The 21,909-nt window shown below is 69.0% G+C and carries 20 protein-coding genes and 3 pseudogenes; 13 read left to right on the top strand and 10 right to left on the bottom strand.

Translation table 11 applies throughout. The features are described from left to right. Positions 1–67: 67 nt before the first annotated feature. Complete coding sequence (locus tag ABZ471_RS20905) at positions 68–808, bottom strand: class I SAM-dependent methyltransferase (RefSeq protein WP_359068269.1); 741 nt, start codon at positions 806–808, stop codon at positions 68–70. Between the two features lie 792 nt (positions 809–1,600). Between ABZ471_RS20905 and ABZ471_RS20900 the strand changes: the two genes are divergently transcribed. The 12 genes and pseudogenes from ABZ471_RS20900 to ABZ471_RS20845 all read left to right on the top strand — a co-directional run bounded on the left by ABZ471_RS20900 (position 1,601) and on the right by ABZ471_RS20845 (position 11,349). Continuing rightward, on the top strand, positions 1,601–1,717 hold the full coding sequence (locus tag ABZ471_RS20900) for a helix-turn-helix domain-containing protein (RefSeq protein ID WP_359068317.1): 117 nt from the start codon (positions 1,601–1,603) through the stop codon (positions 1,715–1,717). A 90-nt stretch (positions 1,718–1,807) separates the two neighbouring features. Continuing rightward, positions 1,808–1,915: pseudogene (locus tag ABZ471_RS20895) on the top strand (winged helix-turn-helix domain-containing protein); the annotation flags it as partial. Between the two features lie 47 nt (positions 1,916–1,962). Beyond that, positions 1,963–2,586, top strand: a complete 624-nt coding sequence (locus tag ABZ471_RS20890) for a transposase (protein ID WP_359068268.1) — start codon at positions 1,963–1,965, stop codon at positions 2,584–2,586. Positions 2,587–2,756: 170 nt separating this feature from the next. Continuing rightward, positions 2,757–3,308 (top strand): hypothetical protein, encoded by a 552-nt coding sequence (locus ABZ471_RS20885; RefSeq protein ID WP_359068267.1) that lies wholly within the window; start codon positions 2,757–2,759, stop codon positions 3,306–3,308. Beyond that, positions 3,308–3,880, top strand: coding sequence for a DUF6529 family protein (locus ABZ471_RS20880; RefSeq protein ID WP_359068266.1), 573 nt, complete (start codon positions 3,308–3,310; stop codon positions 3,878–3,880). The genes ABZ471_RS20885 and ABZ471_RS20880 overlap by 1 nt, the downstream gene beginning before the upstream one ends. A gap of 208 nt (positions 3,881–4,088) precedes the next feature. Then, a complete protein-coding gene (locus tag ABZ471_RS20875; protein WP_359068265.1) occupies positions 4,089–5,327 on the top strand; it encodes an FAD-dependent oxidoreductase in 1,239 nt (412 codons plus the stop codon). Between the two features lie 306 nt (positions 5,328–5,633). Next, positions 5,634–5,984: a transposase gene (locus ABZ471_RS20870; protein ID WP_359068264.1), complete on the top strand. Its 351-nt coding sequence runs from the start codon at positions 5,634–5,636 to the stop codon at positions 5,982–5,984. 391 nt (positions 5,985–6,375) lie between these two features. Further along, complete coding sequence (locus tag ABZ471_RS20865) at positions 6,376–7,050, top strand: haloacid dehalogenase-like hydrolase (protein ID WP_359068263.1); 675 nt, start codon at positions 6,376–6,378, stop codon at positions 7,048–7,050. Further along, entirely contained in the window at positions 7,019–8,593 is a 1,575-nt protein-coding gene (locus ABZ471_RS20860; protein WP_359068262.1) for a prenyltransferase/squalene oxidase repeat-containing protein, read from the top strand. Before ABZ471_RS20865 ends, ABZ471_RS20860 begins: the two co-directional genes overlap by 32 nt. A gap of 1 nt (position 8,594) precedes the next feature. After that, complete coding sequence (locus ABZ471_RS20855; RefSeq protein WP_359068261.1) at positions 8,595–9,800, top strand: cytochrome P450; 1,206 nt, start codon at positions 8,595–8,597, stop codon at positions 9,798–9,800. Between the two features lie 155 nt (positions 9,801–9,955). Continuing rightward, positions 9,956–10,664, top strand: a pseudogene (locus ABZ471_RS20850) (A24 family peptidase). 319 nt (positions 10,665–10,983) lie between these two features. Next, positions 10,984–11,349, top strand: coding sequence for a hypothetical protein (locus ABZ471_RS20845; RefSeq protein ID WP_359068260.1), 366 nt, complete (start codon positions 10,984–10,986; stop codon positions 11,347–11,349). A gap of 355 nt (positions 11,350–11,704) precedes the next feature. Here the strand turns inward: ABZ471_RS20845 and ABZ471_RS20840 are convergent, their stop codons facing one another. Then, on the bottom strand, positions 11,705–11,908 hold the full coding sequence (locus ABZ471_RS20840; protein WP_097257007.1) for a cold-shock protein: 204 nt from the start codon (positions 11,906–11,908) through the stop codon (positions 11,705–11,707). Positions 11,909–12,230: 322 nt separating this feature from the next. Further along, the gene (locus ABZ471_RS20835) at positions 12,231–12,521 is read right to left on the bottom strand and encodes a WhiB family transcriptional regulator (RefSeq protein WP_359068259.1); all 291 of its coding nucleotides are present in this window, start codon (positions 12,519–12,521) and stop codon (positions 12,231–12,233) included. Positions 12,522–12,659: 138 nt separating this feature from the next. On the opposite strand from ABZ471_RS20835, the pseudogene ABZ471_RS20830 reads away from it, so the two are divergent. Next, a pseudogene (locus ABZ471_RS20830) lies at positions 12,660–12,797 on the top strand (IS5/IS1182 family transposase); the annotation flags it as partial. An 83-nt stretch (positions 12,798–12,880) separates the two neighbouring features. On the opposite strand, the gene ABZ471_RS20825 reads toward ABZ471_RS20830, so the two are convergent. The 7 genes from ABZ471_RS20825 to ABZ471_RS20795 form a co-directional block, all read right to left on the bottom strand. After that, positions 12,881–14,245 carry a carotenoid oxygenase family protein gene (locus ABZ471_RS20825; RefSeq protein ID WP_359068258.1) on the bottom strand — a complete coding sequence of 455 codons (1,365 nt, stop codon included), beginning with the start codon at positions 14,243–14,245 and terminating at the stop codon, positions 12,881–12,883. A gap of 34 nt (positions 14,246–14,279) precedes the next feature. Next, positions 14,280–14,720: an SRPBCC family protein gene (locus tag ABZ471_RS20820; protein ID WP_359068257.1), complete on the bottom strand. Its 441-nt coding sequence runs from the start codon at positions 14,718–14,720 to the stop codon at positions 14,280–14,282. A gap of 74 nt (positions 14,721–14,794) precedes the next feature. Further along, positions 14,795–16,282: an MFS transporter gene (locus tag ABZ471_RS20815; protein ID WP_359068256.1), complete on the bottom strand. Its 1,488-nt coding sequence runs from the start codon at positions 16,280–16,282 to the stop codon at positions 14,795–14,797. A gap of 101 nt (positions 16,283–16,383) precedes the next feature. Further along, positions 16,384–18,375, bottom strand: coding sequence for an ATP-binding protein (locus ABZ471_RS20810; RefSeq protein ID WP_359068255.1), 1,992 nt, complete (start codon positions 18,373–18,375; stop codon positions 16,384–16,386). A gap of 73 nt (positions 18,376–18,448) precedes the next feature. Continuing rightward, complete coding sequence (locus ABZ471_RS20805) at positions 18,449–18,841, bottom strand: nuclear transport factor 2 family protein (RefSeq protein WP_359068254.1); 393 nt, start codon at positions 18,839–18,841, stop codon at positions 18,449–18,451. Between the two features lie 112 nt (positions 18,842–18,953). Further along, positions 18,954–20,192 (bottom strand): cytochrome P450, cyclodipeptide synthase-associated, encoded by a 1,239-nt coding sequence (locus ABZ471_RS20800; RefSeq protein ID WP_359068253.1) that lies wholly within the window; start codon positions 20,190–20,192, stop codon positions 18,954–18,956. 673 nt (positions 20,193–20,865) lie between these two features. Continuing rightward, on the bottom strand, positions 20,866–21,597 hold the full coding sequence (locus tag ABZ471_RS20795; protein ID WP_359068252.1) for a hypothetical protein: 732 nt from the start codon (positions 21,595–21,597) through the stop codon (positions 20,866–20,868). Between the last annotated feature and the right edge of the window lie 312 nt (positions 21,598–21,909).

Here is a 21,909-nt window from a genome sequence, read left to right as displayed (position 1 = left end):
CCATGGTCGGGTCAGGGCCTAGGCCTGCCCGGCGAGGGGATGCCTTCGCGTCTCGGCGTGGCGGAACTTACGGTTTGTGGGTTACCCAGAGCAGCTCCGCCGGCCAGCGGTGTGCCCAGTCGGGTGGGTCGGTTTCGTTGTAGCCGTTGGGTGTTCCGAGTTCGGGCCGCGGCTCGATGAGGTCGTCGATGATGAGACCCGCGCCGCGCAGGACCTTGACCCAGTCGCCGTAGGTGAGCTGATAGCTGGTCGCGCCGTCGTCTTCGGCGATGGTGTTCAGCCCGAAGTAGTCCTGCTGCAGCGTCGTGGTCACGCGGCTGGCGGCTTCGTCGTAGCAAGCTTCGAACCATGGGCTGGCGACGTTGAACACCAGGCGCCCGCCTCGGCCCAAGACGCGTGCGGCCTCCGGGACGGCCAGGTGCGGGGGCGCCCAGCTGAGCCCACCGAAGTCGCAGAACACCAGGTCGAAGCTGTCGGCGGCGAAGGGGAGTTGTTCGGCGGCGCCTTGCACTAGCGGGTAGCGGACCGCTCCCATCGCGCGTGCCGCTGCGGCGAGTTGGGCTTCGGACAGGTCGAGCCCGACCACGGTGGCGCCCTCGGCGGCGAGCGCCCTGGACCACTGGCCGGCGCCGCAGCCGAGTTCGAGGACGCGCTTGCCGGTGACGTCGCCCAGGGCGTGCAGGTGCGCGTCGGGGATGGAGTACATGCCCCACAGCCGGGGTGTGGCGCCGATTTGCGGGTCGTGCTTGTGCTGGTAGGCGCTGCTGATCTGGTTCCAGAGCCGCCGGTTGGCGGGGATGCTGTCCACGTGCCGACTCCAGCACTGCCTGCCGGGGGCGGTCAACACGATTAGGGCACTGGCCGGCCCCCCTCGGTCCGGCCCTGGCTCGGCCCATGATCCGCCGGACGAGCCCTAGGTGAGTGAAGTCTGTTCCAGTGTCGACGAGCGCGTTAGCAACTGACCATTGCCGCCCGTGGGGGCCGCCGGGGCCGAACAGGGTGATGTCGGCCAGGGGACGGTAGCCGATGTAGGAGCGTGAGCCGTCGAAGTTCACCGACAGCGTCATCACTCCGGCCCGAGGCCGCGGGGACGGGGCGCCTACGGGAGGTGGAATATATGCATACACAAGGTCGTGATCGCGATATTCAGTCGTCCCGACCTGGCGGAGAACGTCACTGAGGCTCGGGTGTGCGGCGATGAGGCCAGCTGGTGCCGCTGCTACCCACTGGAAGGGATACTCCCGGCCAAACCCTTCTCACCCGTCGCGGATCACTCCAGCCGCGTCTTCGTCGAGGGGCATCAGTCACTCCTGTCCGCTCGGCCCGATGGGGGGCCGGACCGGGCCTGGGGGCAGCAGGGAAGGCCAAGGTGCCGCGTGCGCCGAACTGTAGACGTACAGTGCTGCTGTTGGACTTCGACCGCTTTCCGTTACTGACTTCAGCTCGTCAGGGTGATCCTTCTCCAAGTCACTGATAGAGCTTGGGTGTTGGTTGTATTCCCTGGTGTGTGAGGTGTGCGGATGGGGGCGGGCTGACCGCTGCGGGACGTCAGCGCCGGGAAGCGGTACGGATGCAGACGGCCGAGCTGTTCGAGTAGAAGATCAAGCCACCGGAGGTCGCACGGCGCCTACGGGTGAGCCGGAAATCGGCCTACCAGTGGCACCAGCTGTGGCGGGACGGCGGAGTTCAGGTCCTGGCCTCCCATGGCCCGAGCTGATCACGGTGCCGGCTCTCGCCACACTGCCTGGGGGAACCCGCTGTCTACCTGGGGCAGGGTCGCGCCGCGCACGGCTGGGTAGAGGACCAGGTGTGGACCGCAGGGAGGGTGGCCACGCTGGTCGGCAGGAAGTTCCGTGTCTCCTGCAGCGTCTCGGGCGCCACCCGGTTGATGCACCGGCTCGGCTTCAGCCCGCAGGTGTCCGCGAGGCGGGTGGCCGAGCGCGACGAGAAAGCCGTCGAGGTGTGGACGGAGGCGACCTGGGCCGAGGCAAAAGAGCCCGGGCGGCCTGTGAAGGTTACACCTGCTTCGAGGACGAAGCGGGTTTCACCCGACGGCCGCCCAAAGGACGGACCTGGGGCCGGCGCGGCCACACCCCGGTCGTGACGGTGTGCGGGCGGCGCTCGGGGCAGCTGTCGGTCGCCGGGCTGATCGCCATGCGGCCCGGGTCCCGCACCCGGCTGTGCCACCGCCTGCGCACCCACCCCGCGGGCAAGGGCAAGCGCCGCAGCATGGGCGAGCACGACTTCATCGCTCTGATCGACGGCGTCCACCAGCTCGTCAGGGCGCCGATCGTGCTGGCGTGGGACCGGTTGAACACCCATGTCTCCTGCACGATGCGGCAGTTGATCGCCGAGCGGGAGTGGCTGAGGGTGTTCCTGCTGCCCGCCCACTCGCCCGACCTCAACCCGGTCGAGGGCGTGTGGGCGCACGTCAAACGCAGTCTGGCCAACCTCGCCGTTGTCGCCCTCGACCGCCTGGAGACGCTCGTCCGCAACCGGCTCAAACGCCTCCAGTACCGGCTCGAGGTCCTGGACGGCTTCTTCGCCGGATCCGGCCTGGCCCTCGACGACTCGACGTCACCCTGACGAGCCAAAGTCAGGTGAACGGGGACCTCACACCAATGGAGCAGCGACTGCCCAGGCAGACCAGTTGGAGTGGACAGGACCCGAGCGCCCGGGACCAACTGGGAGAAGAGGTCCGCTGGGGTCGTTTCCCGCGGCTGCCTGGATGCGCCGTCCGACACCATGGAGCGCTCATGAAAGGAATGGCCGCGGCGACAGTGCCGGCGGTTTCCGCCGTGCCGCTTGCTGCTGCAAGCGGCTGTCCCAGCCGGCCGATCTCGTCCACCTGCGCCAGGCCCACATCTGGACCGCTGTCAGTGGGCATCCCCGTATCCGTCGGCTCGGCCGCACCCGGCAGCGCGGCCGCCGCCACTGGCACGGCCACGGTGCACTTCAGCAAGCTCGGCCCCATCCTGGATGACGCCAAGGGGCGGACGCTCTACCTCTCCAAGGCCGCCAAGTCGACTACGCCGACCGGCAGCGGAGCATGCGCGTTTGCCTGGCCGCCGCTGCTCCCCTCCGGCAGGCCCAAGGCGGCCCCGTTTGCCAGGAGCAACCTGATCAGTACCTCGAAACGCTCCAACGGCATCACTCAAGTGACCTACACCGGGCACCTGCTGCACTGCTTCGCGGGTGACACGACGGCCGGTGACACCAACGGCGAGGAAACCAGCGCGTACGGCCCCACAGTGGCGCGTCGTAAACGCATCCGGCAGCAAGGTCGAACCCGATTGATTGGGGACTGATGACCGGGCACACGGGCGCGCGGATGCGGCGTCCCGCACGAACGGTGGCGGGCTTTTTGGCTGCTTTGCTGCCGATCGCGGTCGCGGTGGGGGTGTACGCGTTCGGCCGCACGCACACACCCGACTACACCAGCGGCCTGTTCGGGCGGCACGGTGTCGGTGTCTACGATCTCAAGGCGCGCCTGGGTAGCGCTCTGATGGCACTCGCGGTCGTCCAACTGCTGCTCGGGCTGTGGATGTACCGGCGCCTACCGGGAGCGGGGGCCGCGCCGCGCCGGGTGCCCCCCACACACCGGCTCATCGGCCTCCTTGCCTTTCTGCTCTCGCTGCCCATCACCTACCACTGCATCACCGCCTACGGAGTTGAGTTCACGAGCAGCCGAGTGGCGGTGCACTCCATTACGGGCTGCGTCCTGTACGGCGCGTTCGTCGCCAAGGTGCTGGTGGTACACAGCCGCCGACTTCCCGGTTGGGCGCTTCCGGCCGCCGGCGGTGCCCTGGTCACCGCCATCGCACTGATGTGGTATACGGCCGCCTTGTGGTTCTTCGTCGGCTCCACCCCCGGCTTCTGACCGTGCTGTCACCGAGGCCCGGCATGGCCTGCACGGCAGCCGTGTTGCAGATCGGACATCGCGTTGGTCCGTGCCATCGCCTCTCTCGGCCGCATTGGCTGCCTGCACGGCCGCGGGCGTCACCTTGGCAGCTGGGACGAGCCGGCCGCGAGACTCGCCGCCGGCCTGCACGACCGGGGTGGCGACCACACGGAGAGGTAGGACCGAGATGAGGGCAAAACCCACTTTCGTGATCGTCGGGGCGAGCCTGGCCGGGGCCAAGGCCGCCGAGGCGCTGCGCGAGCGCGGCTTCGACGGTCGTATCGTGCTCTTCGGGGACGAGCGGGAGCCGCCGTACGAGCGGCCGCCGCTGTCCAAGGGGTACCTGATGGGCAAGCAGGACCGCGAGGCGATCTTCGTACACCCTTCGCAGTGGTACACCGACCACGAGATCGATCTGCGACTGAACACCACAGTCACCACGATCGACCGCGAAGGGCACGCTGTCACCGCCTCCGGTGGTGAGACGATCGGCTACGACAAACTGCTGCTCGCCACCGGCGCCTCCCCACGCCGCCTTGACGTTCCCGGCGCCGACCTGGACGGTGTGCTCTACCTGCGCCGCGTCGAAGACTGCGAACGCATCAAGCACACCTTCCAGCACTCCTCCCGCATGGTGTTCGTCGGCGGGGGCTGGATCGGCCTTGAGGTAGCCGCCGCTGCCCGCGAGGCGGGCGTCCAGGCGACCATCCTCGAACCGGGCGAGCTACCGTTGCTGCGGCTGCTAGGCCCGCAGATCGCGCCCGTCTTCGCCGACCTGCACCGAGAGCACGGCGTGGACCTGCGGCTTACCGCGCAGGTCACCGAGATTGTGAACAGTGGCGGCGGCAAGGCCGCCGGGGTGCGGCTCGCAGACGACTCCCTGATCGACGCCGACGCGGTCGTGGTCGGCATCGGCGCCGTCCCCAACACCGCCTTGGCCGCTGATGCCGGGCTCCGGGTGAACAAGGGTGTCGTCGTCGACGGGGCACTGCGCAGCTCGGACCCGGACATCTGCGCGGCCGGGGATGTGGCCAATGCCTTCCACCCGATGCTGGGTAAGCACATCCGCGTGGAGCACTGGGCCAACGCCCTCCACCAGCCCGCGGTGGCCGCGCGGTCGATGCTGGGCGAGCGCGCGTTCTACGACCGGGTGCCGTACTTCTTCACCGACCAGTACGACCTCGGCATGGAGTACGCGGGCTACACCGAGCCCGGCGGGTACGACGACGTGGTCGTACGAGGTGACTTGGGGCGCAGGGAGTTCATTGCGTTCTGGCTGGCCGACGGCCGCGTGCTGGCTGGGATGAACGTCAACGTCTGGGATGTCAACGAGGCCATCCAGCAGTTGGTCCGCTCCGGCAGCCAGGTCGACCGCGGCGCGCTCGCCGACCCGGACACGCCTCTCGACCAGCTCGTCACCGGCTGACCCGGCTTCAGCTGGTGGGAGTCAGGGGCCTGGGGTGTGGACCGTCGTGGCTGCGGTTCTCAACGCCGGACCGCGTTACCAGGGGCGCGAACCGTGCGGCTGCGGCAAGGAATCCAAGTTCCGTCCCCGCACCCGAGCTCAGTTGCGCGCCCGTCGAATCGCAGCAGAACGAACCGGCACTCCCCTCGCCGACATGCTGGGACGCGCAGACCTACAGGCATCAAGAATCGCCATCAGTGGCGCACTTTCGGGGGCTGGGGTGGGCGAGCCGCAGGCCCGATACTCGCCGGATCTGTCTGATGCCGAGTGGGAGATCCTGCGACCCCTGGTGCCGGCGGCGAAGCCTGGTGGACGACCGGCCGAGCGCACTCGGCGGAGATCGTCAATGCACTCGCGTACCGGCTGCGGGTCGGCTGTGCCTGGCGGCTGTTACCGCACGACCTGCCGCCCTGGCGGACGACGTATCACTACTGGCGGCTGTGGCGACGCGAGGGCCTGCGGGAGAGGGTGCTCACCGTGCTGCGCGAACGCGAGCGGCTGCGGCTGAGCCGGGTCCGAGTTGGCCACCCAGGCCAAGGTCGACACAACCCAGGACACCGTCGGCTGAACTTCAGGAAACCCCGTCACCTCGAACTCTTCGCCGGGAGGGAGAGGTGACGGGCCTTCAGCGAGCGGTCATGCCCCTGATCAGCGGTCTGCCCATGCCTCCGAGCCGGTGACACCACTTTTCCGATCGTGATCGACAAGGGGCGTGAGTCATGCCGGACACGGAGACCGGGAACCCCATTGCGGGGCCACGAAGAAGGTAACGGGGCGAACCCGGGGCTCGGGGCGGGCGGGGCGCCCTGTGGCGTGGTCGCGACCAGGCCAGACATCGGACTCAATTATTTGGGCCTGTGTCCGAGGTCAGCTGGCCAGCCCATCAGACAGTGCCTAAAGCGTACTTCTCGCAGAAGGCAAGGTGTGTGTCTAATGGATCAAGAATCGGGGGCCTGCCTGCGGCGAGGGAGACGGAGTGCGATGCGAGGCCACGAGTTCCAAGGTGGCAGTGCTGGATCTCGACGGTACGCTGCTTCCGAGGTCAGCCGGGATGGCCCTGCTCGAAGGGCTTGCCGACGCAGGCCTGGTCGCCGGTGACGTGCCGGAACAGGTGCACACCTTGCTGCAGTCTCCCGACACGCTCGAACCAGCCTACTTAGCATACGCACGTGCCATCGCCGGTCTGCCTGCCGTAGCGGTGTCAGCGACGGCGGGGCGGGTGTGGGCGGCCCAGCGACGGCAGCTGTTCCCGTATGTACGCAGCGCCATCAATCTGCTCAAGTCGCAGGACTTCACCGTGGTGTTGCTCTCCGGCAGCCCACATGAAGTGGTCGTACATGCCGGCGTCGACCTCGGGTGTGACGTGTTCCAGGGAGCCCGGTTCGCCGTACGCGAAGGTGTGTACACCGGAGGCGTGGAGGCGTCACCCTGGCTGCCGGGTGCCAAGCACCTGCCGGCGGTCTCCAGGGGGCGCGCCCATCTCCTCGTTCTCGGTAACAGCGCCAACGATGCGGCACTGCTCTCCGCAGCCTGTTCTCCTGTGGCCTTCGAGCCATCCACGGAGCTGATCTTGTTGGCCGCCGAAGCGGGGTGGCCCGTGGTCGACCGCTCTTCGGTGCTCACGGTCCTACTCAGAGAGACGGAGGTGTCCCATGAGGGTTGTCAACCATGCCGGCCCCGGTGAGTTACGGCTGGACAAGCGAGTGCACAGCCGGTTCGCACATGCGCACACGCGACTGGCTCGACGGGTTGCGGGGCTCGTCGACGCGTCGGGACGAGCGCACGTTCCGGTGGCGGGCCGCATCCTGGAGACGGCTCTGACACTGCGACTCTTACGCCTGGTGGACGCCCGCCCTGACACTCAGGACCGGTTGTCGGCGTATCTGCACCAGGCCGCACGACGGTCGGCCTCCGCTTCCCGGCGGGACGAGGCGGCCCGTATCGAAAAGGTCGTACTGAACTGGCTGTTCAGCCCAGGGGAGCATCGGCATGCACTGGACGAGGCAGAGCGCGCCTTCGTGGCCGAAACCACTGGTTTTGTCGCCGACCGCAAGCGTTGGGCAACCCAAGCACTGGCCCTGATCTTCGATGTGCCCGTGCGGCCCACCGCGGTCCCCACCGCTCCTGCGGATCCGGCCGCACTGTGGGTGCCGGCACTGCTGAGCGCCTTCCGTGTCCTCGCCACCGCCGCTCGGGCCGCCACCCCTGCCGCGGACGACGTGTCAACCCTGTGCAGGGTCCTCGAAACGCCCGGCATCTGGGAGCGGCAGATCCTCACTCACCTCATCGCCACGCATGCCGTGCAACGTATCGAGGGCGGATCACCGCGGGTCCACTGTGCCATCGATGCGGTGCTGGCCTTTCAACGGCCGGACGGCTCGATCCCCAACATTCCGGATGAAGACACCTTTTCCACTGCCATAGGCGGCCTCGCCCTCGAAGGCAGGACCGAGTGGTCGCATACACGCACGAGGATGGCCGCCTACCTCGCCGGAGAGCAACATCCTGATGGTGGCTGGGGGTTCACCCGCGGGGTGACTCAGTCCGATGTCGACGATACGAGTCTGTGCCTGGAACTACTCGGGTCTGTAGGCCCCGCCGAGCACAAGGACGCCTTACAGCAGGGTGAGAAGTACCTGCTTCGTCTCCAGAACGGCGACGGAGGGTTCCCCACATGGGCCCAGGGGGCCGGCTCCGAAGCCGCGATGACGGCGGCGGCGGTCAATGCGCTCACCGAGCCGACCGGTGTACCGGACGCGCTTGCCTTCCTGTACGCCGCCCAACTCGCCAACGGAGCCTTCCCACCGGGATGGAGCCGCAGCGAAGCGAACTCGCTCTTCCGTGCCGCACTCGCCTGCCGCCGCCATCCGCCGATCCATCCATGCGCAGAGATGGTGCTGAGCAACTGCGTGCGCCGTGTCCTCGAAACGCAAAATCCCGACGGCGGCTGGGGCCAGCAGCCCGGCGAACCGAGCGACACCATCAGCACCGCGTTCAGCCTCATCACCCTCTGCCAGACGGAGACTCCGGTGGCACGCCCTCTCACCCGCGGATTGGACTGGCATATGAGCCAGCAGGACCCCAACGGCGGTTTCGCCGCTCCCACAGACTCTCGCGGCCCGCGGCCCTTCCTCTACGACGCGCCGGAGCGCCCCAACCTGTACGCGCTGCTTTCCTACGCGCATGTGGCGCACCGATGGGCGACCGGCACCGAGCGGAGGCCCTGAGATGGACACGGAGCGCAACTGTCCGCGTCAACGCTTTCCGCTGCCGACCCGTAACCCCATCGAACCCTCCCCCCTCTGGCAGGAGTTCCGCCAGCAGGAAGGCATCCCGATCGTCGACCTGCCCAACGGCGGCACCGCGTATCTGCTCACCCGGTACGAGGACGTGCGGGAGTCCCTGGTCAACCCGGTGTTCAGCCGGGCAGCACTGGCCCGCCGGGAGCAGCCCAACCTCGTGAGCCTGGAGGGCTCGGGCGCGAACCTCGTCGACCTCGACCCACCCGACCACTCCAGGCTCCGCCGGGCCATGTCCCAAACCTTCACGGCGCGCCGCATCGAGAACCTGCGGCCGCGAGTCCAACAGCTCACGGACGACATCCTCGACGCGATGCTGGCGCAGTCCCCGCCAGTCGACTTCATCGCCGAGTTCGCCGAGCCGGTGTCCTTGACGGTGATGTGCGAACTGCTGGGCGTCCCCTACGCCGACCGGGGCCGGTTCCGCGAGTGGACGCTGCACATCCTGACCATGGGCAAAGAGGAAGACACCGGTGCCGTCCGCGCACGGGAGGAACTCTTCACCCATCTACGCGAACTCGCCGACCGCAAGCGGACGTTCCCTGAGGACGACCTGCTCACTGCCATGGTCAACACGCACGACACGGACGCGGCCAACCTCACCGAACCCGAGCTGATCACCATGGCAGCGACGATGATCGTGGCCGGCATGGCCACGGCCACCTTCATGGGGCGCAGCATCCCCTGGGTGTTGCGCCACCCTGCCCTGTACGAAGAGCTGGGCACGGCCGGCGCGGGACGCGTCACCGCCCTCGTCGAGGAACTCCTCCGCATCGTCACACCGACCGAGACCGCAGTGCTGCGCATGACGACACAGGACATCGAGCTGTCCGGCACACTCATCCCGGCCGGGAGCCTGGTGATACCGGGGCTGGTGTCAGCCAACTGGGACAGCTCGGAGTTCCCCCGCCCCGCCACATTCGACGAGCGGCGTGACCACCATCGCCATCTCGCCTTCGGCAGCGGCCCGCACTTCTGCCTGGGCGCGGCCCTGGCCCGCCTGGAACTCGGAATCGCACTGCCCACCCTCTCCCGCCGTGTGCCCACCCTCAGCATGGCCGTCCAAGAACGCCAACTCCGCCGCCACAGCCAGACATTCACACAGCACCTCTCCGCCGTACCGGTCAGCTGGTAGACCCTCCGATTGGCCTGGCGGCAGCAGCCCGTCCGCGACGCACAGCTCACCGATCTGCGCGATGGTGTCGGCTCCCGACCAGCCAACGCCGTCTGCAACATCCGAACGGAGCTGAGCTCAGGCTCCGTTCAGTGGAGACGTTCTGGATCACCGCGATGGCCGTCCTGTGGGACTGCGGCACGGGCATGCTCATCCCGCGCGCCGCATACCGGCTCTCCGTGCCGCCAGAGGAGCCGTGGCGAACGGCCTGCCCGGCAGAACACCCTCTCGACGGGATCGGGGGCGGGTGGCTGGGGCGGGCCCGCTGCGCCGACGGGGATACGTTCGGGCCGAGCACGCCCGCCATCGCCCTGGTGACGGCCGTGGTCTGCGCCGTGCCGGCGGCCGCCACCGGGGCCCGTCCCGAGCTGCTCGTGTGGCTGCTGCTCGCACCGACCGCCGTGCTGCTCGCCACCATCGACTTCGCGGTGCACCGGCTGCCCGACGTGGTGACCCTGCCGCTCGCGGCCTCCGCGCTCGTCGGGCTCGTAGGGGCTGCGCTGCTGCCCGGTGCCGGCGGCAGCTGGAGGACCGCACTGCTCGGCTCTCTCACGCTCGGCGCCTGCTACTTCGTGCTGTTCCTGATCAACCCCAGGGGTTCGGCTTCGGCGATGTGAGATTCGCCCTGCGCTCGGCGCGGTCCTGGGCTGGTACGGCTGGAGGATCCTGCTGATCGGCGCCTTCGCCGGGTACCTGTTCGGCGCGCTGTACGGCGTCGGACTCATCCTCGCGCGCCGCGCCGGACGCAAGTCCACTATCCCGTTCGGCCCGTTCCTCGTGGCCGGAGCGTTCGTCGGGATCCTCCTGGGCTCCCACCCCCAGTGACTACGACGAGGGCGGCACATCTTCCTCTGGCAAGATCATGTACCGATGACGCCCGACTGGGGCCACACCGCCCAGCGCGGCAACTGGAATGATCAACGGGGAGTGAAGCATGCGTACGAGCCATGCCATCTCGGCATCGGCAGGCGCCCTGGTACTGGTGGCGACACTGGCCGGCTGCAACGGCGCAGATTCGGGAAGCTCTGGCGCCCAGCCATCGGGTACATCGTCGGCCAGCCCGACGATCCTTCGCTTGGGCGAGGCAAGCCCGGTACAGGAAAGCACTGTGCCGGCGTCCAAGGGCGCCAGGTACACAGTCACCGTGACGACGGCACAGACCGGCACCAAAAGAGATATGGACCAGTCCGGGCTGGAACAAGACCCGACCAAGAGGCCCACCGTCCCGGTCTACGTACGGGCAAACCTCAGCCACAAGAGCGGCAAGCCCATGAAGGTCGGCGACATGACCACCGACCTGATGATCAACCGCACCAAAGCCCTCATCGTGCTGATGGGCGAGGCAACGTGGCCCGACTGCCCGCCGTTCGGCACCGAGAAGAAACTGAGTGCGGGGCAGTCGCAGACGGTCTGCCAGGTCTTCCTGATACCCGCAGGCGAGAAGCCCGCCGAGGTCCAGCTGTGGCAGGGCTTCTACAACGATCCGGTGCGCTGGCGGGTCCAGGACTGACCCCTGGGAGTAGGGCGGGCTCGGGACGGTCGAACGGGCGCGCGCCCAGCAGCAGGTTGAGCAGGGCCCGGAAGACGACGGCAGCCCCGGAGATGGTCTGGGCAGACGTCCGCAGTCACCCCGAGCCCGGGCATCCCACACATGAGTGGGTGATGGACATGAGGCGGGTTCTGCCCGCATTCCATCGCTCAGGGGCAACTGTGCAGCCCTCTGAGCGGCTTGTACGCAGAGCTGTCATGTGAAGGGAGTGACCCAACGCCCGTTCGCGGGGCAGGAGCGGGCGCCACTGGGGTGTCCGTGGGTGCGGCTGCAGGCCCCGGAGGTGTTTCGGGACCTGCAGCCGCACGAGGCCGGATCAGGCGGGGGTGATGTTCTCCGCCTGGGGGCCCTTCTGGCCCTGGCCGATGTCGAAGGTCACCTTCTGGCCCTCCTGGAGCTCACGGAAGCCGGAGGAGTTGATGTTGGAGTAGTGCGCGAAGACGTCCGGCCCGCCGCCGTCCTGAGAGATGAAGCCGAAACCCTTTTCGGCGTTGAACCACTTGACGGTTCCGCTGGCCATGCTGAGCCCTCCGGTCGATATCGGACCCGCACCGCGCGGACCCGAAGACGACGCCCTGGTCCCGCACCGCACAGCAAAACGCCCACGCCGGAGCGAGGGCGGGCACTGCGAACCAGAACATCCGACCGCGACGCTACACGGCGAAACCGGCTCCCACCAGAGAGCAACGGGCAAGACCCGACAGAAGGTAGGCCGGTGAAGCGTCGACGGTGCGGTCGGTGGCCGAAGCACTCGGGAGCAGCACTGAGCTGCGAAAGCCGCCCCGGGGCCGGCCGTGGAAGTGCACCCGCCGGGACACGGGCCGATGGTGCACACCGGGCAGTCAACCGGCAAGTGACCGCTCGAACGCCTGCCGCGCCTCCTGCAGAACCGCCCGCCAGGAGACAACGTCTGGCCGGCGGCGCAGCAGGGCCCGGCGCTCGCGTTCGGTCATGCCGCCCCACACGCCGAACTCGATGCGTTGGTCGAGTGCTTCGGCCAAGCACTCGGTGCGCACCGTACATCCGGTGCACACCGTCTTCGCCCGGTTCTGCCCGGCGCCCTGGGCGAAGAGTTCGTCGGGGTCGGTGCTCCGGCAGGCCGCGTGCTCGGCCCATTGCGCTCTGGTCATCATGATTCCCCCTCGACTTCCCTCGAGCGACCCTACGTTGCCCACCTGACACAACGTTCGTGAGCTCCGGTCGGCTCAACACCGTGGGGAGCAAAAGGCTGGGCGGGCCGGGTGGTGGGCCCACGGTGGTGTGTTCTCGTACGGGTACGCAACACCGTCGAACGGGCGATCAACCAGCTCAAGCACGCCAGAGCCGTGGCCACCCGCTACGACAAGCGCGGCTACGTCTTCCTCGGGAACGCAACCGTCGCGGCTCTCGCGATCTGGCTCCGTGCGTGATCAGCCCGGGGGCGAACGGCTACCCGCTCGGTGTCTGTTCAGAGCGAGGGCAGGCCGTACCCGAAGCCCTCGACCTCGTAGTTTCAGCCCCGGTTCCCGTCGGGGGCGCTGTCGGGGATCCAGGAGCCGTGGATTCCGGCGGTCACCCGTCGGGGCAGGTGGACGGTGGCGACCTCGTCGAGTCCTGAGGCGTTGAGGACCAGTAGCTGCGAGGCGTCCTGCTTGAGGTCGGAGACGACGGTGAGCAGGTAGCCGTCGTCCTCGCGGGTGGCTCCGGCGGCGGGGACGAACACGGCTTCGCTGGGCAGCCGTGCGTCGCCGACCTGGAGGATGCGGCGGGCGCCGGTGGTGCGGTCGTACTTGACGATGCCGTAACCTCCGAAGCCCTTCTCGTCGGGGAAGGAGATGGCGTACTGGTAGCGGTTCTCGCTGCCCAGGTAGTCCTCGTTGAGGGTCGGGAACTCCACCGCGAGGTCGTCGATGATCTGCTCGTCGACGCTGCCGGCGGCCATGTCGACGACCCAGCGGCGGGTGTAGGAGCGGGCGTTGGGCTCGGCGCCGCGTCCGGGGGCGCCGATCCACCAGTTCCAGGAGAGGTGGAAGCCCTCGCGGTCCACGGTGGGGCCTTCCAGGACGATGCGGCCCTGGCCGTCCTCGTAGGCGTTGGAGACGTGCAGCATGTTGCCCGGTTCGATGGAGAACCAGCGGATGTGCCGGGTGCCGTCCTGTCCACGGGGCATGACACCGATGCGGGCAGGCTGCTGGTCGCTCCAGCCGTAGGGGATGCCGGAGTGCTCGGAGGGATCGAAGGTGACGTTGCCCTCGATGAAGACCACGTGGTGGTGGGTGACGGCGAAGTCGTGCTTGAGGGAGGCGGTCGCTCCCGGGATCTCGGCACTGTGGATGATTTCGCCCTTGGCGTCGGCGACGTAGTACATCAGGAAGGGCGGGAGTGGCGCGGACCCGAAGAAGTGGAGTTCGCCCGTCACCGGGTCCTCCTTGGGGTGCGCGGTCATCGCGGTGCGCAGCTTGCCGTCGAAGTCGAAGGCGCCGACCGTCTCCAGGTCCCGGGTGAGCTCGAAGGGGTAGTTCGCCTCGCACAGCGCGAGCAGCCGTCCCGCGTGCTCGATGACGTGGGTGCCGGCGGTGCTGGCGGTCAGGTCGGGGCCGTGCTCGGTCATGTACGGGGCGCCGTCGAGGGCAGGAGTGTGCACCCAGCGGTTGCGGTACCACTCGGCGCGTCCCTCCCGCAGCCGGATGCCGTGGACCATGCCGCTGCCCTTGAACCAGTGGGTGGGGGTGACGCCGGGCCTGGGGTTGTGGCCGTTGCGGAGCAGCCGGCCGGTCAGCTCGGGGGGCAGGGTGCCCTCGACGGTCAGTTCGGTGGCGGTGATCTCGTCGGTGACGGGGGCGTAGTGGCCGGTCAGGTAGGGCTTGGCAGCAGTCATGACAGAAACCTCTCTCGGTGGATGTGATGCCTGGTCAGGCGGTCTGTTCGGCACGGGCCTTGAGGTCGGAGAGCCAGTTCTCCAGGGATTCATGGAGGGCCTTGCCGAGGTGGTCGGCCGCCGTCTCGACCGGGGCGCCGCTCCAGGACTCCTCGGTGCGGACGGTGACGTGGTCGCCGTTCTGCTCGAACGTCCATACGTGAAGGCCGGTGATGCCGGCGGCGGGGCCGCCCCACACGATGCGCTCGTGGGGGACCAGCTCGCGCACGGTGGAGGTGATGTCCAGGCCGTGGGATCGCCAGCTGAAGGAACTGCCCGGCTGCAGTGGGCCGTTGAGCGTGGTCCGGTCGACGCCCGTGTGCCAGGCGGGCCAGGCCGCGATGTCGGTGTGCACGTCCCACACCGTCGTGAGCGGGGCGTCGATCACGGTGCTCAGACGAACGATGACGGGGGCGGTCTCGTCGATGATGACCACGGACGTACTTCCTCTCTTGGTGGCATGTGCCGTCTCTTGACGGCCTGTGTCGGTGGTGCGGCTGCTCCATCGGTTCAGTCGATGCGGGAGGTTCGTGGGGGCAGCGGGGCGGAAGCCGGGTTCGTAGGGGCGGTTGTGGTCCGCGCACCGGTCCGGCGGGTGAGGGGCAGCGCGAGGAGAGCGGTGGCGGCCAGAGTCGCGGACGAGACGGTGAACGCGACCCGGTAACCCGCGGTGAGCGCCTCCACGTGCGACCGGTGGACCGCGGCGTGCGCGGTGACCGAGCCGGCGAGGGTCGCGAGGGCGGCGAGTCCGATCGCGCCGCCCACCTGGCGGGTGGTGTTCACCAGCCCCCCGGCCAGGCCTGCGTCCTGCGGCGGGACGCCGTCCACGGCGAGTGCGGTGAGCTGGACGAAGGCGATGCTCAGGCCGAGGCCGACGAGGATGCTCGGACCGAGGACGTCGGCGAGGTAGCTCCCGTCGACGCGGATCCGTGACAGCCACAGCAGGCCTGCGGCCTCGGTGAGCAGGGCCGCGGTCACGGTCGCGGTGGCGCCGATGCGCCGGAACAGACGCGGGGCCAGGGCGGATCCGAGCATGTTGGCCGCAGCGAGCGGGAGTTGGCCCGCCCCGGCGGCCAGGGGGCTGGATCCGAGGACCTGTTGCTGATAGAGCGGCAGGAAGAAGAACAGGGCGATCCACACGGAACCGAGCAGGGCCATCAGCAGGTTGCCTGCGGCCACCCGGCCTGTGGTGAACAGTCGGGGCGGGATCAGCGCGTTCGGCCGGCGGAGCTCGATCACTGCGAAGGCCGCGAGCAGCGCGGCGGCGCCGCCGAGGGCGCCGAGCACCCGGCCGTCCGTCCAGCCGGCGCCACGTGTGGTGGTCAGCCCCCAGACCAGACAGGTCAGGGCAAGGCTGACGGTGGCGGTGCCCAGGAGGTCGAACCGCCCGGCTCGGCGGCCGGGCGTCCGTGGGACGAGGGCTGCCACGGCGGCAAGGACCAGTGCCGACCCGAGCGCGACGGAGTAGAAGATCCAGGCCCAGCCCCACGCCTGGGTGAGGACGCCGCCCAGCAGGACGCCGCCCGCTCCTCCCGCCCCGGAGACCGCGCCCCACACGCCCAGTGCCCTGCCGCGCCCGGGGCCGGACGGGAACAGGTCCATGGCCAGGGCGAGCGCGGCCGGGGCGATGGCGGCAGCCCCGAGGCCCTGAAGCGCGCGGGCCGCGATCAGCGCGCCCGGGGAGGAGGCCGTTCCCGCTGCCAGCGAGGCGGTGGCGAAGAGAGCGAGGCCGACAGCCAGCACCCGCCGGCGGCCGAGCAGGTCGGCCGCCCTCCCGCCCGCCAGGAGCAGCGCTCCGAACGCCAGGCCGTAGGCATTGACCACCCAGGTGGTGCCACTGTCCGACAGGCCGACCCCGGCGCGGATCTGCGGCAGCGCGACGTTCACGATCGAGGTGGCGAGCATGACGGTGAACTGGGCTGCTGCGAGCACCGCGAGAACGGCTGAACGCCGAGAGGCGGGCGCCGTCCGCCCCGGCTGTGTGCGTGGGAGGTTCATGGCGCACAGCCTCGGGCGGGACGGTGTCCACTATCCAGGCCCGTCAGGGGCGATGACTGTCCACTCCTGTCCGCACCTGTCCACCCGGTTCTGCCGAGTTGCTATCGGGGACCGTGCAGCTCCTGCTGCCAGAGGGCCTCGCAGAGCAGGTCCATGCCCTGGCGCATGTGGCGCCGGTAGGTGCCGTACGGAAGACCCAGGCGGCGGGCGGCGGCCTCCTGGGTGGGCGCGCCGGAGAAGTAGCCCGCCGTCAGGGCCTCGCGGGCGCGCACGCCGCGCGGGTCACCGGCGAGGTCGTCGACGGCTTGGCGCAGCAGGGCGCGCAGCTCTTGGACGGGATCGGCGAGGTCGGCCGCCAGGCGGGTGCGTGTAAGGGCGCAGGCAGCGAAGGCGGCCGGGTCGCGCCAGTGCGTCAGGGCTTCGCGTACGGCCTGGTCGAACGCGGTGCGGGAGAAGCCCGACGGCCCGGACGGGGCGGGGACGTCGGTCGCCGAAATGAAGCGGTCGAGCCAGGCCTCGACGGGCACTTGGCGCCAGTCGACGCCGAACAGGCCGTAGGTGTGCTCACCGACCCTCGGTCGCGCACCGGTGTCGCCGAGGGTGCCCTTGACGCGCTCGGCCCAGGTCTCGGCGTCCCGCCAGACGGCGAAGCCGTAGGCGCGGCCCCGCGCGCGGGCGGCCTCCGCCTGGGCCCGGGAACTGCTCAAGTCGATGACGCGTGAGGGTACCTGGTACCGCTCGGGGTAGACCGAGAAGCGGCTGATGCCGATGTGCTCGCCGGGGCTCACCGGCGCGGTGGCGTCGGTGTACTCCCACGCCGCGGCGACGACGGGATCGGTGGCCAGGTCCTGGGGGTCAGGAGGGGCCGGCAGCGCGAGTCGGGCCGTGAACGCCACGATCCGGCCCGTGCTCACGAGACGATAGACGCTGAAGGCTTGTGGCTGGCGCTGCGCCCAGTAGCGGACCATTTCCGTCGAGGCGGGCCCCTCGGTCTCCTCCGCCATCCGCAGCACCACATCCATGTCATCCGGGTGCAGAGGGCGGTCGTGCACCTCGTCCTCGCGGGACCAGGTACGTAGTCGGGCCAGGATCTTCCCCTCTCGGAAGAGGTAGAAGAGCTCGTCGGTGACGGTCCAGACCCGGTCCTCGGGCGCCTCGCGCAGCAGGCGCAGGTACTCCTCCGCCAATCGCTGGCGCATCGTCACGAAAGCATGGGGAGCCCGCCAGCGCAGGTCGGCGGACAGCGTCTCGCGTGCCGCGTCGTGCGGGTGGAGGCCCTGATGCGAGGACTCCATGAAGGGCAGGTCCCGCAGCCAGGAGAAGAGAAGATGGGCGTCCTCCTCGGGCAGCACCGCGGTGAGCAGTTCCTCGGACGTCGAGTGAGCCTGTGCCGCCACCTCCAGGGCGCGGCGGTGCGCCGCCGTGGGCACCTCACCGATCAGGCCGCTCAACAAGGTTCGCAGGACGTCCGCCGAAGGGGCCCAGATCTCCTCCCTGCTGCAGCCCGTCGATCCTGCGGCTGCGGCGAGGGACAGCGCCAAGGGGTTGCCTCCGGCGAAGCGGAGCACCCGGTCCCGCAGTTCGGGCCGGATCTGCGCTGCGGCCAGCAGACTCCGGGCCTGTTCCTCGGAGAACGGCTTCAACTCGGCCACGTCCAGGAGCCCGGCCCAGGCGGGGTCGGCGGTCCACTGCGGCTGCGGAGGGAGCCGACCGGCCAGGACGACCAGGGCGCCGTCAGCGGCGCGAGGTAGAAAGTGCTGCCACAGCCAGCTCTCCAGCCACTGGCAGTGCTCGAAGGAGTCCACCGACAACACCGTGCCGGGAACGTCCAGGAAAGGACCGGCCGCGCGCTCGAAGTCGTCCGGGTCCCGGCTGACGAAACGCCCGTCGAGTTCGAGAAGCGGCCGGCCTGCCGCACGGGCCTGGTCCGCCAGACACCGCAGAAGCGTCGATTTCCCTATGCCGCCCGGCCCGAACACGTAGAACGCGAACGGCGCATGTGTATGTCCGGCCAACGCCCCCTCAAAGCGCCCGAGTTCCTCGTCCCGACCGACGAAGGCCCGTAGGCGCGCGCTGCTCAGTCTCTCCCCCACGGACGCCACGGCCGCTCCCCTCCCCCCACGTAGTCGTTCGTATAGAGGGTTTCCAGACCTCGCAGGTTCGCCCTCATGTGATGAGACCCAGGTTCCCGTCGTCGGGGTGGCCGGTGACCAGGAGGGTGGTCTCTTCCACGCGTTGGAAGCGACCGTCGGGGGCGAACTCGGCGAAGAGGTAGACCTCGGTGCTGGAGGTGCGGCCGTTGTGCTGGGTGACGGTCACGGTGTGGCGGTCGGCGTAGCGCAGCCCGTCACGGAGTTCGTCGTGGACCTCTATGTGTCCGCTGCGGACCAGGGAGCGGAGGCGTGTCATGTGCTGGGCGAAGGAGGTCCGGTCGCTCCACACGCCGTCGGTGCGCTGGCGGTAGTCGGGGGTGAAGTGTCGATCGAGGGCTTCGGCGAGGTCGAGGCCGGGGTTGAAGAGCAGGTCGTTGATGGCGCGGGTGATGTCGGTCGGTGTCATCGCTGTCTTCTCCTGAAGAGGATGGCCGTACAGGGCGGGACCGGCTGCTGTGGCCGAGGGAAGGTGCCGCCCGCCCCGCAGGGTCGATGGCCAGGGCAGGGATGTGCGGATGTCAGTGAGGCTCGGGAGTGCTCTGGGCAGGGGTGAAGTCCACGCAGAGGGAGGCGGGGCCGCGGGTGTACAGGCCGGTCTCCCGGTAGCGGACCCCGGGGGTGTAGCGGACCTGGTCGAGCAGGGAGAGCAGCATCGCGGCGACCGTCTCGATCTCGGCGCGTGCGAAGGCTGCGCCGACGCACTGGTGGAGTCCGGCGCCGAAAGCCAGGTGTTGGGCGGCGGCGGTGAAGGAGCGGGCGGTGGCCAGGTCCGTGCGGAGGATGTCGAAGGTGTCCGGGGCGGCGAAGGCGTCGGGGTCGCGGTTGGCTGCGCCGATCAGGCAGAAGACGGTGGCACCTGCCGGGACGGTGCTGCCGGCGAACACGGCGTCCCGCTCCGCCTGGCGAGGGACGAGCTGGACGGGCGGGGTGTGGCGCAGTGTCTCGGCGATCGCGGCGGGCAGCAGGGTCGGGTCCTGGCGGACCTGCGCCATCTGCTCGGGGTGGTCGATCAGGTGCTTGAAGAGGAGGGCGAGGGTCTTGTCGGCGGGCTCGGTGGCTGCGGCCAGGACATTGATGATCAGCGCGGTCACGTCGCGGTCGCTCATGGCGATGCCGTCGAACTCGGCGGTGCACAGCTTCGATATCAGGTCTTCGCCGGGGTGACGTCGGCGCTGTTCTATGACGGGGACGAGGTAGGCCTCCAGTTGTTCGGCGCAGTCCATGCAGTGCCGTCGGCGTTCCGGGGTGAGGACGATGCTGGTGATGAACTCGGCGACCCCACTGTGCCAGGCGGCGATCTGCCGCCAGTCCTTCTTGTCCAGGCCGAGAACGTCGAGCGTCACATGGACGGCGAGAGGTCTGCCGAAGTCGTTGACGAGGTCCATCCGTCCCCGGGGAAGAAGGGGTGCGATGAGCTCGGCGGCGTTGGCGTGGATGGCGCGTATCTGGTCCTGCAGGGCCTGCCCGGTGAAGCCACGCACGACGATCTTTCGCTTCGCGGTGTGCTCGGCGCCGGTCATCTGGGCGAGGACCGGCCCGCGCATCACCGGCTCGGCACGTACCTGCAGCGTTTCGGTGGTGAACGTCTCATGGTCGGTCAGCACCCGCTTCACATCCCGGTAACGGGAGAGGAAGTAACTGTCGATCGCCGGCTCGTAGTGCACCGGTGCCTGCTCCCTCAGCGGTGCGAAGTAGCGGTAGGGGTCGGTGGCGAAGTCCTCGGACAGGACGCTGAAGCGGGGATCGACCGTGGGCACGGCGGAAGCCTCTCAGAGCCCGGGGAAAGAGCGGAAGTCGGGGCCTGTCGGGGGCATCGGACATCAGCAGTCTCAGCCAGGGGGCAGCCTGATCGGGGCTGCCGCGCCCCCTGCCCGCGGGGAGGTCCGGTCGGCAACGATCTGCTCGCGACTCCGGGGTGAGGAGTGCGGCTCGTCCCTCTCCAGCGTGATGAACAGGTCGTGAGACTTCGACGAACGTGGCGGGGCCCGGGAGTCGTATCCAGCTCCCGGGCCCCTGGGGATGCCACCCAATTGCGCACGCCGGCGGCGTTTAAGAGGACGGATCAGTCATCATGCCGTCGTGTTCTTCCTTTGAACTACCGCACCATGTGAGAGGTGCAGGCGAGAGTCGAACTCGCATCCGACGGCGTTCGTCCGGCCTCGGTCGATCCGGCGATCGGCGGCGATGCTGAGACTGGAGCGAGAGTCTGAGATTGAACGCGGCTGCCTCTGCCATGTTGGGCTACCCCGGCCCGTCGCGTGCGCTGTGCCGGGGGAAGGACTCGAACCTTCACTGTCACCGCTTCTTCAGGCTGAACTTCAGCGTCAGCTTGCGCTCATCGCGCGCACCGGTCCTCAATCCGGCCCGCGCCTGTTGCGCACCCCCGCGCTCGCACGCGGGGGCGATCATGGATGCTACCCGTGGTCGGCGTCAGCCGAGCAGGTAGCCGAACACCGCCTCGCCGACCCGCTGGTCGGTGACCTCGGCGCCGTTGGCCTCCTCGCGGGCGAACTTCACCGCCTGCTGGAGCTTCTCGACCCGCTCCACCAGCTCGTTCACCCGCCGCGCCGGGAGCGCTCCGGAGAACTTCACGGTCGTCCAGTACCCGATGGGCACGTCCTCGTAGTACACCTCGACCTGCGCCGGGTGCTTGTCGGTCGCCTCCGCCTTGACATGGTTGCGTGGGACCTTCTTGGTGCGGATCGTGCGAACCTGATCCGTCTTCCACCAGTCCGTGGAAGGGTCGTGCGACCAGGACTCGGCGGCGTCGAGGGTAGGAAGCTTCCTGACGAACGTGTGCAGGTCGGTGAGCTGCTTCTCCAGGAAGAGGAGATAGCTGACCGGGACGTCGGTGACGATCGTCCGGCCGTCGACCGTGACGTCCGCGCGGGCCGTGCAGTTCGCCCAGTCCTTGGTGGCGGTCACGTCGAAGAGCCGGGTGAGCGACGCGGACATCTCCCGCAGCACGTCCTCGGCCTGCACCTGTACCCGCGTGGACTCGGGCGGCAGTTGCTCGCCCTCCTCGTCCTTCGGCTGGTACGTACGCGAGATACCTGCCAGCAATGCCGGCTTCTGCACCTTGTGGTGCGCCGCGGTGATGTCCTGGAGCGACTTGCTCTTGACACCCTTCTCGACAGCGATGATCTGGTTCAGCTTCGCCACTTCGGGCCCCCCTTCGAACAGGCAGGAACGTACCTCACCGGCTCGAACACCCGCACTTCCTTTATCGCCACGCCAAGGCGGACCTGCCTGGCCGCCGCCTCGCCGGCGAACACCGGCCGGCCGCGCCGCACGCTGCACTGAGTACGCCTACTCATGCCGACGCGCACCGAGCCAGGGACGATGGGCCGTGCCGATGTACGAACGGGAGGCGAGGCCATGGGCAGATCCCTGGGAGCGGTGGTGGCCGTCGTGGCGGCGGCCGCGGCACTGGCCTTCGCATACGTGGCGGGGGCACCGCCCGCGGTGGTGTTC

This window comes from Streptomyces sp. NPDC005728, assembly GCF_040630895.1.
Taxonomy (GTDB): Bacteria; Actinomycetota; Actinomycetes; order Streptomycetales; family Streptomycetaceae; genus Streptomyces.
This window is presented reverse-complemented; position numbering and strand designations above follow the sequence as displayed.